Annotated in this window: 18 protein-coding genes and 1 tRNA gene; 15 read left to right on the forward strand and 4 right to left on the reverse strand. The window is 29.8% G+C overall.

Annotated elements, in window-relative coordinates:
- On the reverse strand, nt 1–902 hold a 902-nt coding region (locus L3X37_RS02680), incomplete at its 3' end, for an IS3 family transposase (RefSeq protein WP_237238636.1).
- Between the two features lie 14 nt (nt 903–916).
- Nucleotides 917–1,264, reverse strand: a complete 348-nt coding sequence (locus tag L3X37_RS02685; protein ID WP_237238637.1) for a transposase — start codon at nt 1,262–1,264, stop codon at nt 917–919.
- A gap of 225 nt (nt 1,265–1,489) precedes the next feature.
- Between L3X37_RS02685 and L3X37_RS02690 the strand changes: the two genes are divergently transcribed.
- The 13 genes from L3X37_RS02690 to L3X37_RS02750 all read left to right on the forward strand — a co-directional run bounded on the left by L3X37_RS02690 (nt 1,490) and on the right by L3X37_RS02750 (nt 12,128).
- A complete protein-coding gene (locus tag L3X37_RS02690) occupies nt 1,490–2,275 on the forward strand; it encodes a hypothetical protein (RefSeq protein ID WP_237238638.1) in 786 nt (261 codons plus the stop codon).
- Nucleotides 2,272–3,165 (forward strand): hypothetical protein, encoded by an 894-nt coding sequence (locus tag L3X37_RS02695; protein WP_237238639.1) that lies wholly within the window; start codon nt 2,272–2,274, stop codon nt 3,163–3,165. The genes L3X37_RS02690 and L3X37_RS02695 overlap by 4 nt, the downstream gene beginning before the upstream one ends.
- A complete protein-coding gene (locus L3X37_RS02700) occupies nt 3,158–4,147 on the forward strand; it encodes a hypothetical protein (RefSeq protein ID WP_237238640.1) in 990 nt (329 codons plus the stop codon). Before L3X37_RS02695 ends, L3X37_RS02700 begins: the two co-directional genes overlap by 8 nt.
- Nucleotides 4,148–5,098, forward strand: coding sequence for a toxin-antitoxin system YwqK family antitoxin (locus L3X37_RS02705; protein WP_237238641.1), 951 nt, complete (start codon nt 4,148–4,150; stop codon nt 5,096–5,098). It begins immediately after the preceding gene.
- Complete coding sequence (locus tag L3X37_RS02710; protein WP_237238642.1) at nt 5,098–5,613, forward strand: hypothetical protein; 516 nt, start codon at nt 5,098–5,100, stop codon at nt 5,611–5,613. Before L3X37_RS02705 ends, L3X37_RS02710 begins: the two co-directional genes overlap by 1 nt.
- 65 nt (nt 5,614–5,678) lie before the next feature.
- Nucleotides 5,679–6,824: a POT-type proton-dependent oligopeptide transporter gene (locus L3X37_RS02715; protein WP_262910773.1), complete on the forward strand. Its 1,146-nt coding sequence runs from the start codon at nt 5,679–5,681 to the stop codon at nt 6,822–6,824.
- A 2-nt stretch (nt 6,825–6,826) separates the two neighbouring features.
- The gene (locus L3X37_RS02720) at nt 6,827–7,528 is read left to right on the forward strand and encodes a hypothetical protein (RefSeq protein ID WP_237238644.1); all 702 of its coding nucleotides are present in this window, start codon (nt 6,827–6,829) and stop codon (nt 7,526–7,528) included.
- A complete protein-coding gene (locus L3X37_RS02725; protein ID WP_237238645.1) occupies nt 7,497–8,222 on the forward strand; it encodes a tetratricopeptide repeat protein in 726 nt (241 codons plus the stop codon). The genes L3X37_RS02720 and L3X37_RS02725 overlap by 32 nt, the downstream gene beginning before the upstream one ends.
- Before the next feature lie 245 nt (nt 8,223–8,467).
- Nucleotides 8,468–9,433, forward strand: coding sequence for a hypothetical protein (locus L3X37_RS02730; RefSeq protein WP_237238646.1), 966 nt, complete (start codon nt 8,468–8,470; stop codon nt 9,431–9,433).
- A gap of 1 nt (nt 9,434) precedes the next feature.
- Nucleotides 9,435–9,881 (forward strand): hypothetical protein, encoded by a 447-nt coding sequence (locus L3X37_RS02735; RefSeq protein ID WP_199114227.1) that lies wholly within the window; start codon nt 9,435–9,437, stop codon nt 9,879–9,881.
- Between the two features lie 86 nt (nt 9,882–9,967).
- A complete protein-coding gene (locus tag L3X37_RS02740; protein ID WP_237238647.1) occupies nt 9,968–10,591 on the forward strand; it encodes a hypothetical protein in 624 nt (207 codons plus the stop codon).
- 55 nt (nt 10,592–10,646) lie between these two features.
- On the forward strand, nt 10,647–11,222 hold the full coding sequence (locus tag L3X37_RS02745; RefSeq protein WP_237238648.1) for an FEKKY domain-containing protein: 576 nt from the start codon (nt 10,647–10,649) through the stop codon (nt 11,220–11,222).
- 30 nt (nt 11,223–11,252) lie between these two features.
- On the forward strand, nt 11,253–12,128 hold the full coding sequence (locus tag L3X37_RS02750; protein ID WP_237238649.1) for a hypothetical protein: 876 nt from the start codon (nt 11,253–11,255) through the stop codon (nt 12,126–12,128).
- Nucleotides 12,129–12,200: 72 nt separating this feature from the next.
- On the opposite strand, the gene L3X37_RS02755 is transcribed toward L3X37_RS02750, so the two are convergent.
- Together L3X37_RS02755 and L3X37_RS02760 are read right to left on the reverse strand one after the other, a co-directional pair.
- A tRNA-Ala gene (locus L3X37_RS02755) sits at nt 12,201–12,274 on the reverse strand.
- A 6-nt stretch (nt 12,275–12,280) separates the two neighbouring features.
- Nucleotides 12,281–13,075 carry a universal stress protein gene (locus L3X37_RS02760; RefSeq protein ID WP_237238650.1) on the reverse strand — a complete coding sequence of 265 codons (795 nt, stop codon included), beginning with the start codon at nt 13,073–13,075 and terminating at the stop codon, nt 12,281–12,283.
- Nucleotides 13,076–13,133: 58 nt separating this feature from the next.
- Here L3X37_RS02760 and L3X37_RS02765 point away from each other — a divergent pair, with 58 nt between their 5' ends.
- Together L3X37_RS02765 and L3X37_RS02770 are read left to right on the forward strand one after the other, a co-directional pair.
- Nucleotides 13,134–13,634, forward strand: a complete 501-nt coding sequence (locus L3X37_RS02765; protein WP_237238651.1) for a GNAT family N-acetyltransferase — start codon at nt 13,134–13,136, stop codon at nt 13,632–13,634.
- Entirely contained in the window at nt 13,631–14,965 is a 1,335-nt protein-coding gene (locus L3X37_RS02770) for an MATE family efflux transporter (protein WP_237238652.1), read from the forward strand. The genes L3X37_RS02765 and L3X37_RS02770 overlap by 4 nt, the downstream gene beginning before the upstream one ends.
- The last annotated feature ends 36 nt before the right edge of the window (nt 14,966–15,001 follow it).

Consider the following 15,001-nt stretch of genomic DNA (forward strand, 5'->3'; position numbering starts at 1 on the left):
AGTATCATTTTACTCTTTCCAAAATAGACCTGTGCTGGTGTTAAATTGTTAATGGCTTCATGATAACGGTTAAAGTTATAGTGCTGAACAAACTTTTCCAATGCTTTTTCTAATTGGCCAGGAGTATAATAATTGTCTAGTTTTACTATATTTTTCATGGAACGGTGGTATCTTTCAATCTTACCCTGTGTCTGAGGATGTAAAGGACGACCTCTTACATGTTTGATATTATTGTCTTGCAAATAGGTTGCCAGCTCATTGGAGATGTAACAGGAACCGTTATCAGATAATAATTTAGGCTTGGTATTGTTGTTTAATACTTGTGCCTTTATTTGCGCTTGGTCTATGGTATGCATGACCTCTTCTGTTTTCATGGTGGAACAGAGTTTATAATGCACAATATAACGGCTGTAATCATCTAAAACGGTAGACAGGTAGTACCATCCCCAACCTACAATTTTAAAGTAAGTAAAGTCAGTTTGCCACATTTGATTAACAGCTGTGGTTTTATCTTTAAAGCTATCGGAAGCACTGGACATTCTAAAGGCTGGCACGGATATTAAACCATTGGCCTTTAAGATGCGGTACACACTGGATTCACTAATGTAATACTTATAGGTGTCGGTGATAAACCATGCCAGTTCCCTAGAGGACAGTTCAGGATTTTCCAAAGCAAGCTCTACCACTTTATCCCTATCGGCTTCATTGATTTTGTTCCATGCTGTATTGGATTTAGAACGCTTTCTAACTAATCCATCATAACCTTTTTCTAAATAGGCATTATACCAATTATAGAATGTGGTCTTATTGATTTTAAGTTCTTTAAGGGTTCTGGTAACCCCTAATTCTGATTGTTCCACAAGGCGAATAATCTCGTATTTTTCACTTGGACTGTAATGCATGTACTTTCTGTTTTTTAAATGTCGCCATTTAAGTTTTTTTTCAATACCCTGTTCTCTAAGGAAAGTTCTGCCACCAGTTCTTTTAAGGAGCTATTCTCTTGCTTTAATTCATTGACCTCTGTAGTATTGGCTTCTCGCATGGTGTCCCCGCTTAAGCGTTTCTTGCCTGCTTCCATAAAATCCTTGGTCCACTTATAGTAAGTACTATCGGTTATACCTTCCTTTCTACAAAGCTCTGCAATGGTGTATTCTCCCCGTATCCCTTCTATAACTATGCGTATTTTTTCCTCTGTGCTATAAAGTTTACGTGTCTTGCGTTTTACGGTTTTGATTAATGATTTTGCATTGTGTTCTCTGTTCATTGTAATGATTTTTAAGGTTAAAATTATAATCTTTTTTCTCTCTTAAAAATCAACCTATAAAAGTTCACTTTTTGCTGACGTTAAACACCTTTTACTGGAAAAGTTGAAGACTTTGACGAATATATTGCTGAAGATAAAAACAACTAAAAACAAAGGAACTAATTTAATAACGTGTACAACCTGTAACCGTATTTCAGAACGAGACATTTTTACAAAAACCAATCAATGAGAATTACGATTTTAATAATAATATTTCTTTCAATAAATTTTGCTTTCGGACAAAATAAGAAAGTGGAATACAATGAAATTATTCCCGAATATATAATTGCTGTTTGGGAAAATAACAAAACTTCAAACAGCTCGAAATTTATAGCTTCTGAACTTAATCAAATCAAAGGGTTTTTCGCTGAAATAAGTAAAAGAAAAAATAATATAACATCAATTGAATTTTTGAAAAAACCAACTAACAATACTTTAGTTGCTCATTATTTGAACATAAAACTTAAATGGAATTCATTCAACGGCCCTCACGTTGGATTAAAAAAAGAATCAAACAAAAAAGTAATCAAAAATTCTTTAAAAAATCTACCAAATAAAAATGCACTTTTAGCTTTTTATTACAGTTCCATTTTTATTGACGTTTTGAATAAACAAAAACCAATGAGCTTAGCTGAAGCAAACATTGATTTGGAAACTTTAAACCTTGATAATGATTCAGAAAAAGCTATTCTATTTTTAACTGCAATGAGACATGTTGGAAATCAAGTAACTTCTTATGCAACAACTCGATTTCCTAATAATTGTTTTAGAGCAAAAGAATATGTGGAAAATATGCCAAAATTTAATGGAAAAGTATTTTATGAATTTGAATTACCTAAGTTCGAGGATTTTAAAATAGAAGTAGATAAGCGAAAACCAAAAATGAGTTTCAAAGAAAGATATATTCCCGAATTCGAAAATGCTAAATTGGCAATTAAAAAATGTTTAGCAGAAGAAAAAACTAATCAATGAAAAACACCTTTCTTATACTGTTTCTTTTGCATTTCTTATCGGGATGCGGCAACCAGAAATTAACTCATAAAGAGACAGTCACTAAATATTACAATGCCTTTAATTCATCTGACTACAATAAAATTAAAACATTAATAAACGATAGTATTACAATTATTGAAGGAGATTACGCTATGCCTTTTACCCATGATAGTTTTTATGAACACTTTAAATGGGATTCCATATTTAAATCGTCTTATGAGGTAGTTGAAATAAAAGAAAAAAACAATCAGATTATTGTCTCTGTGGCTGCAAATTCTTTACGTTATGAGTTTTTAAAAAACAACCCTTTGACGTGTCATTACAAAATCTCTTTTAATTCTGGGAAAATCTCAAAAATTGAAACATTGGAATGCAATGGTGCTGATTGGGATATTTGGCAAAGACAAAGAGATTCTTTGGTTAGTTGGATTAACAAAAAGTACCCTAAACTTGATGGGTTCATTCATGATTTGACAATGAATGGCGCAATAAATTATTTAAAGGCGATTGAACTTCATAAGAATAGAAAAACTGCAAAAAATCAAACACAAATGGAATTGATGGTATTATCAAATTACGGAGCTGAAGAAAAAATAATATCTGATAGTACATCTATTGAACAAATTACGAAAACAATGAAAAACCTTAATTGGAACAAATTTCATCAAGTAATTCTTTCGACAGATAATAACAATTGGATTGAGGTTGGTGGTAACCTTTATGAAGATGGTCTTTCTTCTATGTATGAGGAAAATGGAAAGCAATTTATTATAAACAAACCACCATTATCAATTGACCATATGATAGAGATACTTATATCTTATTTTAATGAAGATGGGGAATTTAAAAAAGAAAACAGATATGAATAAAAGGAATCTAAACTTTCTAATAACTTTGCTTCTAGTTCCAATTATTACCATTGGACAAATACCAAAAGGACATTTTATAGACGCAGACAAAGCAACTGAAAAAGGGTATGTAGTAAAGCCCTTTAAACAAGAGAAAGAGGGTATTTATCATTACGCTGTTTTAACAGAATTACCATTCGAAAATGATTGCACAAATCGGCTTTCAGAAAAAGAGCAAATTGCTTGTGCAGAAAAAAAATTAAGAAAGCTTATATATGAAAAACTAACTTCTGAAAATACTTTTAAAGGAAACGTTTATGTCTATTTATCAGTAACTAAAGATGCTGAAATAACAGATGTTAGCATAAATTCATATCCTAAGTCTAAAGAGATAGAAGAGTTAATAAAAGAAGCTATTAGCAAAATAGAAATTAAAGCTGGAAAATTCAACAATGAAATAGTTATATCAAGATTATGGACTTCTTTTACATTTCCATCATCCTCTAAAGAGTTATTATCTGAATCATTGGAGAAAATGAAAGCAGATAAAAATGCTGAATACAAAAAGTACGAAAATCTCATTTTTGATGCAACTCAATATATTTTTTCAAACCCTATTTACCCTAATGGAAAAGAATTTCAAGCAGCAAACAAAATAATTGGATTTTGGAAAAATAAAGACACAGGGTTAAATATCCCTATTGGTAATGATTTCTACAATGTATTAACAAACAAAAACCAGCAGCAATACTTATATATGGTTGGAATGATGAATCACTCTCTTAATCAAAAGATAAACCATAAAAGAATATTAGCTTGTAAGCCAATTGAAGGACAAAAATATAAAGAACAAAAAGATGTTCAGGAAGTACAACTAGAAGGAGCCAAAATTCTATTGAAATTTATAGGAAACTCTAAAAACAATGTTCCAATGAATTCAAAAACAAAGAAGTATTATAAAGCATTTGAAAAGAATAAATTGAATGAAAAATTATTTAATTAAATGCAAAAAGCGTTAATCATTTTCTTTTTATTACCTATTTGTAGCATACTAAACGCTCAAGAACTGGACACTTACGATTTCAATTCCATAAACATCAACAATTGGATGAAAGTTCCTCATGTAAATGGGAGATTAGCAACCCAAGAGGATGTAAAAAATAATAGGGCAATTTATATTAGTAGTAAATCAGAAAAGTATGTTCCTTTAGATTTAGATATTCCATTTCTTGCTTACTTTATAGATGCTAGGACTGAAAGAAAGGATACGGTAGTGGTTATTCAAGCTAATATGACAAATAATGGGATTTATACTGGATTTAGGTCATTTCATACTGGGGGTTATGGCACTTCTTTATTAAAAGATTTAGTTCTAATTAATACAAATCAACTTATTGGGCAAGAAAAAATAGGAATGAAAGAAGTTTATATTCACAACAATTTAGTTTATAAAATATCTAATGATAGCCTTTTAAATGGAGTTGCTCAACGCAAACGGAAAAATGGACATTTAGTATATGAAGAAGAATACAAAAAGGGTGTTATTCTAGTTAGTAAGCTATATTTCAATGGAAAAGCCAAGATAGTTTCCAATAAATTTATATATAATCCCAATAAACCACAAGTACTTTCAAAAGAATACGCTTATAATCTCAATGGCGAGATTATCGAAGTTAAAACCTATGATGATAATGGTGTAAAAGTACTTCTAGAACAATTTCAAAAAGGAAAGTTGACTTATAGCTGCCAATATATTGGAAAAAAGAAACACGGACTTGAATTAGGATATATAGGAAGTAAAGATGGAAAAAAACCAACCTATCGTTGTGAATACGTTAATGGGGAAAAACACGGAACTCAATATTGTCTCAATGAAAAAGGTATTGAAGAAATAAAAAGGTTTAATAACGGGAAAAGAATAAAAACAACTATCGTCAACAAAGAACTTAACTAATGAAGAATTTAATTTCGCTCTATATCTTGATTATTCCAATTCTAGCTTTTGGGCAATTTAACCCATTTGAAAAATTGGACTATGACAAAGTTATAGCTTATGAATATCAAGGAGAAGGTGGATTACTTATTGAAAATTGCCTTAATAAGAAAAAAGAGAAAATTTATAAGAAAATAACTTTAACTGAAAAGCAAACTGAAAAACTAGAAACCATACTTATTTCCAAAAAGAGTTACGGTAATACAACTATGTCTTGTTTTGACCCTCATTTTGGGGTTGTTTATTATCTAAAGGAGAAAATAGTTGGAACAGTTAGTATTTGTTTAGAATGCAACTACCTGATTTCATCTGAAAAAATTCCAGCAACAGAATTAAAAATGATAAAAATTTCAGATGACTATTCATATCCTGCTAAAGGATTCAGTAAAATAGCTCGAAAAAAAATATATAATTATTGTAAAGAAATCGGATTTATCAAATATTTGAAACCGCTGACTTCATATCTTGATGAATAACACAAATGGATAAAAGACTAAACCAAAAACACACCAAAGAATCTTTTTATTATTGTCTGTCGAGAATGCTAGAAAGAGCATCTTATTATGGTCTTCGTGCTCTAGTCGTTTTATATATGACTGGAGAAATCCTAAAAATGGAAAGCACAGAAGCAATAATGATTTTTGGGTGGTTCGCTGGTTCAGTCGTATTCTCACAAATTGTTGGGGCTTTACTTGGAGACTTACTAATTGGAAATAAAAAATTGGTAATTATTGGTGGCTTCATTCAAACAATTGGTGCATTTAGCCTTTGTATCCCTTCGACAACTGGACTTTACATAGGATTATTTCTTATCGTAATAGGCAGTGGGTTTTATACGCCAAATATTATTTCAAATTTCGGAAAATTATATTTGACCAAAACAAAGCTGTTAGATTCAGGGTTCACTTTATTTTACCTAGCAATAAATTTAGGTTCATTTCTTGGAATTTTATTAATAGGATATTCTGGAGAAAAATTTGGTTACAATATTGGATTTATTATATCTGGAATACTAATGTTGCTGTCATTGGTTCCTGTACTTATTTTAAAAGAAAGGACATCTAACAAAATTAAAGGAAACGAATTACCAATAGGCAAAAGAATTTTAAACATATCTATTGCTTTCATTGCTGTAGGACTCTTTTGGGCTATATATGAAGTCTTAAATATTCGGATTTTTGATTTACACTTGGAATTCAGTGAAATTTCACCTTTGAGTATTCCTAAAAGTATGTGGCAGTCCCTTAACGCAATATTTATTTTACCCATTAGTATAGTTGCAATTGTTTTGTGGACATATTTCTACAGTACTCAATTCTTTAAATTAATGCTTGGTTTTATTTTTGGAGTAATATCATTTGGAATTTTATTCCTTATTCCTGAAGTACCTTCTGAACAACATATAATGACATATTTACTATCATTACTTTTTCTTGGTATTTCGGAAATACATATTGCGCCAATAATACATTCAATATTGACAAAATATTCTAACCCAAAATATTTAGCAATTATAATTAGTTTGGCATTTATCCCTACAAGATTAATATCTATAATTTTTGGTTTATTCAATGATAAATTTTATGACAACCCAATTTCGGGATTAACATTTGGAATAATTACAATGGTCATAATTGCTATTGGACTTATAGGATATGTATCGTGGAATAAAAAAGCACTAAATTAAACATGATATTTACTTCTGATAAGGACTACAAATCCACAAAAAAAATAAAACAAGGTGTCTCAAAAATAAAAGAGGAATTTGAGCCTCTTGCAAAATGGATTGACCAAAAGTATGATGTAAAAACTTTAAATGTTTTATTTGATTATATGGACAATATCAAATCTCATCCTCGTCTACAAGTTTGTCTTGAATATGCAAGCGATAAAGGAAAGTTCATGGATAATAGAACTTATAATTTTGACGTAAGAAAACAAAAGGAGATTGCAAAAAAATTTGGAGAGATTACTTCAAATTACGAATTGAAAAATAAGCCGAGTTGGATTCAAAGAATACTTGGGTTAACTTATAAGTCAAAAAATCTATACGTTTATTTTACTGATTTTGAATCCATAGCAAAAATAGAGGCAAATGAAAGTATTCCCGATAAGGAAATAATTCAACTGAAATCTAGATTAAATAATCAAGAGCTATGGGAAATTGACAAAAAATTTGATGGAGTAACTTTCTTCTTGTTCACAGATGAACTATTAAAAAAATATCAAGATTCTGAAACACATAAAATATGGAATGGACAATATTTTCATTTATTGACTAATTACGATGAATTCGGGTATTTCAAAAAAGATTATTTCTATGTTCATCTTGATAGCAAAGAGAATTTTGATAACAATTATGAAAGTAACTGGTTTTATTACTATAAATAGCAAAGTATTGCAACGAAAAACTAAATTAAAAACAAATATAACCTTTAGTTATATTTCAGGACATAGCATTATGAAGCAAACCTATGTATTTGTATTTCTGATTTCATTTTTCAATTGCAAAAATGATGTTTATTCTGATAAAGAAAAATTCATTACAACAGTTGATGGGAATACAAATGTCCTTTATAAGAACTCTTTTGAGAATGGTGTGGTTAAGGATTCAATCTCAGCATGGTATTATGACCAAGGCATATCGCTTAGTTCTAGACTGAGTTATAAAAAAGCAAAAGAAAATTTTGAAAATGCAAATAAATTAGAGCCAAATAATGTGAGTATTATTAATGTTTTAGGAAATGTTTGTGCTGAATTAAAAGAATTTGATGAATCAAATAATTATTTTGAAAAAGCACTATCATTGGATAGTAAATATTGGATGACTTACTTGAATTATGGCTTCTCAAGAGCCAGAAATGATGAATATGAAAAAGCTATTGAATTATATAACAAAGGACTTAGCTTTCAAAGAAATGGAAAAAAAAGAGGCTACTTCTATTATAATATGTCAAGAGCTTATTATCAATTAGATGAAATTGAAAAAGCTAAAAAACACATTAATAAAGCGATTGAACTAGTTAATGATGAATATTTAAAAAAAGAAGTTATTAATTTTAGAAATACAGTTTACAAAAAATGATTTTAACCATATTTTAAGGAACTGACTTTCAGTGAATCAAGAATTGAACATATCTGAATTAATTATCGATTACCAAAATTCGACTCAACAAGTAGTTCAAATTGTAAATGAATTATCAGATAAATTGGTAGAGTTATTGTAAAGATAACACGCAACTTCAAATAAATCCTAAACATGATAATATTTAATCAGTTGTAACAAAAACATATTATCTATATACAAACACATTGTATATCACATGAAGAATGACTTATAATAATCTAATAATAATTAAGGGTGGTTCCTATATTAATATAAAAAAGGCATTACAGCAATGGATTGATTTATATTCGGAAAATTTTTCAAACAATCTTCAATTTGAATTATACAAAAATGGTCGTGGGAATCACATCATAAAAGCAGACGATAGACTGGATAACAATAGATTTTTTTATTTGGTTAATTATATGGATTATCCGGAAAACATAAATTATAATGTTGACATAAAAGGATATACAAAAGCTAGGGAACTCGATAAACAATTAGACAATCAAGAATTGTTAATTTACATTCCAAAATCAGATACTGAATATGACAATGTCTATGCTGTTACAAAAGATAACAGGCATTTTAAAATTGATTTTGGTGGCAAAATAAAAGAGGTGACTGGTGATATAACTTTTTCTTCACATAATATCGAAAAGCTTGAAAACCCAGAAACCTTAAAAGCGTCCCTACATAAAAGAAAAAAAAGAGAGGAAGATTCTGTTGATAGTATCAAAAAGCGATTTAATATCATCTTCATTATTTTTATAATCGTTTTGTTTCTAAATCTCATAGTTCCACACTTAAAAGTTGATGTTGAAGTTTTTCAAAAAACAACATTATTTACAGGTATGGGAGTTGGTCTTTGGTTTTTTATGGATTATGAAATGTTAAGACATAATTCCTTTTACCTCAAAAGTTTTTTAATTGCATTAGGATTTTACTATTACGGTTTATTTCTAGAACACCATTATTCGTCATATTTCTCCAATATGACAGCTGGTAATTTTTTATATCCGCTAACGCTATTAATTGTTCAATACCCAACTAGAAGAATTTATAAATTAATTTTTAATAGAGAACCCGAAGTAGATAAGCATGGGAAAATTGCAGATTTAATCTATACAATGATTCTGTTTTTTTCATTCGCTATATTACCTTTTCTAATTGTGGATTATTTAAAATAAAATGGGATACACTTTAAAGGCATATTTAGGAAAAACCGAAAACTTAAACTCCATTTTAGAAAGGTTCAGTGAAGCTCAAATTGTAGATTTAAAACATGGCTTTTCTTTAATTCCTATGACTGAAGAATTGTTTGATGAAATCAATAATGATGAAGCTAGTGCAGGAATATCCACATTCGAGTTTCTTGACAAAAAAATGGAGCAAAAGACCATTGAATTAGTTGGAGATAAAGAAATTGCCTATGTTGAATCCGATTTTTTTGGTGGAAAAGGTGGGCATATTGGAATCATTTGGAAAAATAAACAATGTGTATTTCTTGGAAAGTTTAAAAAAGGAACAATGAACAAAGTTTTAAAAAAGTTGGGAGTAATTCGAACTTTGCTAAAAGACGAATTTGAAACTGTTGGATTAGATAAAAACAGACATACTGAAGATTGGATTGAATAATATTTTACTAACTGGAAACTATGTTTCACTCATTTTCGTTTTCGTTAACTAGAACTCTGCTATATTTTAGAAGGAAACTATAAATCATGAAAAAAATAATTATAACTACAATTTGGATTTTTATTTCCCAACTTGTTATTAGTCAAAATTGTTTAGATGTTAAATTCAAATTACGTGGATATTTCTATGCTGGCACAAGCCAAACTGATTCAATAGCTGCCGGGGGATTTTATGAAGACCAAAATTCTCCTAAAACTATTGATAACAAAATTAATAGGCTTTCGTCTGACGAGAAGTTTCAGATTATTGCAAAAAACGACTCTATTTCAGAGTTTTCTACAGATATAAAAGGATTTAAAGTTTTCGTAATAAACAAAACCGATTCTATAGTTAAGCTACCAGCGCAAGACAGTAGGTTATACTTAAAAAGGCAAGTGTTTTATAATGATAAATGGAGAGATATAGAATACCTACCTAGCAGTTGGTGCGGAAATAGTTATCACTCTGTTTTTATAAAACCAAATGAATACTGGGATTTTAACGCTCCATGCCTAACTGGGAAAATAGAAGCGAAATTTAGATTTGAATTGTATGTCAATGAAAATTTAATTATTTATTCCAATGAATTTAGTGGTAACTTTAACAAAAAGCAACTAATAAAAGAACAGGGACATAAACTAGTTGGATTAATGGACCCTTACAATAATTAAGGTCGTATACAATAAATAAAGGCCTTACAAATAACCGTAATCATACTTCAAAACTGTGTACATTAGAGCATCATTGATTTTAATCTTCTTAACCTTATGTGATTTCACCTTTGGGCAAAATACTATAAGGGTTGCAGGAAAAGTACTTTCTGAAGAAGGAGTCGTCCCCGAGGCATTTGTCATGATTGGTTCTCAGGGTTCAATAACAAATGAAAAAGGTGTTTTTAAATTTCAATATACTTCTGAAACTTCTCCACTTGAATTAAAAATTGAAGTTTCTGCGCTTGGATATAAAGCTCAGGAGTTAATCTTTTCAGCTAAAGAGACGAACTTTGAAGAACTTTCAATTACTTTAAGTCTGTTTCCTAATGTTAATGCTAAAACAGCTTTAGAAGACATCAAAAAAGGAAAAATTCAATTTTTGTTATCTGGCGGTATTGCTCCTGTAATTTATAGTTCAGACAAGAACTTCACTTTAAAGTATGGTGTTTCATTTTACGAATTTGGCTGTGAAGCTATTTCAAATGAATCATTAAAAAAATACAATGCCGTCATTGCAGAATATTTAGACAAAAAAATCGGTAAAAAATGGAGAAAAGAAGTTCGAGATGATATCATTGGGATAAAATAAAAGGATTAAACATTATATAATTTTAAAATAATGAAATACCCGATTTACTTTCTGCTATTGTTTACAATTTGGAGCTGTAAACAAAATCAAATTGAAGGAATTGAGATTGGACATACACTTTATACAAACCAATCACTAAAACAAAACAAAGAACTAACTGATTTAATAGCTCGAATAATTAAAAAAGATTCGAAAGCTCTTGAATGGCTAACCGAGTTTTGGTGTGGTGGTGGAGCTGGTTGTTATGATTTAGGAATCATCACGTCTGAAATTGTTTATAAAATTGGAGAGGATAATTTTATGAAAATGACATCCAAATTAAACACAAAGCAAAAAAATAATTTAGAGGGACTTTTGAATGCTGGATTAGAATATGGATACGAACCAGACAGGAATTTAAATATAGAGTTTCCTAATTTGTATAAATTCTTAAATGCTCAAGAACTTGAAAATTTGCAGCTCAACAAACCAAATACATTTGAATTTATAGACCTAAATAAAATTCCAGATTCACTCGAATTAATAATTAATAAAAGTTTGAAGGGTGATTTCAATGGGGACGAAGTAGTAGATTTTTTCTCATTAGTAAATAACAAGAAGACAAACGAAAAAGGAGTGTTAATAATACATAATTCAGTATCTCAGGAAACTTTTGTCTATGGCGCTGGAAAAGAAGTTCATGGAATGACAAACTTGAATTGGATTGAGGTTCTTGAAATTATACCAAAAGGCGAAATTGTTGCGCCAGATTTAGTTGACAAGGAAACTGGAGATATACTTGGACCGGACCAAACTCAAAATTTTAAATTAATTGGAAACGGAATATCTATGAGTGTTGAAGAATCTCATGGTGGCGGAATTCTATTTTGGAACGGTAACAATTATCAATGGTATCATATAGAATAAAACCCACCACAATACCCCACCACCATAAAAAACAAAAAAGCCCTAGCATCTGCTAAGGCTTATCATTACTAGTGGAGAAGATGGGATTCGAACCCACGACCTCTTGACTGCCAGTCAAGCGCTCTAGCCAACTGAGCTACATCCCCTTAAATTCATTTTAATCCACTTAAAACTAAAACGGGTATATTACTGTTAAAGTCTTTTTTTAAGATTACGTTTTTCTCCCATTTTTTTATAAAAAAACCTCGTTTTCTTCTTACCACACATAGCATATCTGGGTTATGAGATTGATAATGCTCTAAAACACCATGGTACGTAGTTGCATTTTCTGTTTTGGTAATATTTTCAACTATACTTTTCAGCTTTTTACTTACATCAAAATCACCATCGTTATAATAATGCGTTTTTACCAATAACAGATTTACAATAGTTTTAAAATTATCTTTAATATCAATTAAAGGGGATAAAGCTTTTTCCTTTCTAATAATTGCTGACTTAACAGCTAACAAAATATTTTTAAAAGGCTTAAACTGATAACCTTCTGGGATAATAAGTGCAGGTATTTGAGTTTGCTTAATAATTTTTCCAGAGGTTTTTCCTAAAAAGACCTCATCTTTTATTGAGTTTGTTCTAGGCTCAACTAAAATTAAATCAACGTCAGCTGCTTTACATGCTAGCTCTAGTGTATCAACTAATTTCCCTTTTAAAGTTTTTACAATAACATCAACTCCTTTTGTATCAATTTTAGATACTAAATCGTTTAAAAAGGTTTTACTCTCCTGCTCTATAATATGGTCTACTTTTATCATAGTACCAGCTTTGGTATATACATTATAAATTTGTACAATGTATAATTTTGCATTAAAAGCTTTGGCAAAATCTACGGCATATTGCAAATGACTTAGAGCATTTTTTGACGATCCTACAGGTACTAAAATATTCTTCATAATAAAAAATTTAAAAGACTAAATTTGTAGCAACTTTATGCAAAAGTAAACATTAAAAATGATTCGTAAAGCAACACTTAAAGATATCGATGAAATTATAAAAATAACCAAAGCATGTGCTCGTTTTATGATAAGTAAAGGTATTTATCAATGGAACAAACATTATCCCAATAAAAGTGCTTTTAAAAATGATATTTTAAGAAACGAATTACATGTTATTGAAAGCAAAAAAACGCTAGTTGGTTGTGTAGTTATTTCATCGCTTATGGATGAAGAATATGCACCTATTTCTTGGTTGACTGAAAATAAACGTAATATTTATATTCATAGATTAGCAATTCATCCAAATTATCAGGGTAAGGGCTATGCACAAAAATTAATGGATTTTGCTGAAAAATTTGCAAAAGAAAACAATTACAGTTCTGTAAGATTAGATACTTTTTCTCAAAATAAAAGAAATCAAAAATTTTATGAATTACGAGGTTATAAACGATTGGGAAACATTTATTTCCCTAAGCAAAGTCAACATCCGTTTTACTGTTACGAACTAGTATTGTGAGAACCAACATAAGTTTAAAACATATAAACAAATTGGCTATTCCAGCTTTAATATCTGGAGTTTCTGAGCCCATTCTGTCATTAACCGATGCTGCCATAGTTGGAAACGTTGATTTTAATGCTACCGAAGCTTTAGCTGCGGTTGGTATTGTAACTACTTTTTTATCGATGCTAATTTGGGTTTTGGGGCAAACCAGAAGTGCTATTTCTTCAATAGTATCTCAATATGTTGGTGCTAACAAGCTCGATAAAATTAAAAACCTTCCAGCGCAAGCTATATTTATTATTACATCATTAAGCATATTAATAATTATAGGAACTTACCCTTTTGCTAATAACATTTTTAAACTTTATAATGCCTCTGGCTTAATTTTAGATTATAGTGTAGAGTATTACAGAATTCGTGTTTTCGGGTTTCCCTTCACACTTTTTACCATAGCTGTTTTTGGTGCTTTTCGTGGTTTGCAAAACACTTATTACCCCATGCTAATTGCCATTACAGGAACTATAGTAAACATTATTTTAGACTTTCTTCTAGTTTACGGAATTGATGGTTTTATTTCTCCAATGCATATTAAAGGTGCTGCTTATGCCAGTGTAATTGCTCAATTAGCTATGGCTGTTTTATCTGCTTATTATTTGCTTAAAAAAACATCAATTCCTTTAAAATTAAGCTTTCCTTTTAACAAAGAAATAAATCGTTTTTTATTAATGATTATTAACCTTTTTGTGCGCACTATAGCTTTAAACGTTACGCTCTATTATGCTAGTGCTTTTGCCACAAGTTATGGTGCAACATATATTGCAGCCTATACTATCGCCATTAATTTATGGTTCCTTGGCGCCTTTATTGTAGATGGTTATGCTAGTGCAGGTAATATTTTATCGGGTAAATTATTTGGAGGAAAAGAATATAATTTACTTATTTCTTTAAGCAACAAGCTAATAAAGTACGGCATTATTATAGGGGTGCTAATTGCGGTTATTGGTGGTTTATTATATTATCCTTTAGGACGTATATTTACAAACGATCCCGAAGTTTTAAAACAGTTTTACAGCATATTTTGGATTGTTTTAGCAATGCAACCACTTTGTACACTTGCCTTTATTTTTGATGGTATTTTTAAAGGTTTAGGCAAAATGAAGGTATTACGAAATGTGCTTTTAGCATCAACTTTTTTAGTGTTTATTCCTATTTTGTTTTGGCTAGATTATTTGGATTATAAGCTTTATGCCATTTTTATCGCTATAACATTTTGGATTATTGCTCGTGGTTTTCCTTTAATTCTAATTTTCAGAAAAATATTTATTCCGCTGTCAAAAAACAATTAACTTTGAGCCTATAACACACCCTTAATTAAAAATAAT

The sequence above is a fragment of the Wocania arenilitoris genome (assembly GCF_021728535.1).
Lineage (GTDB): Bacteria > Bacteroidota > Bacteroidia > Flavobacteriales > Flavobacteriaceae > Wocania_A > Wocania_A arenilitoris.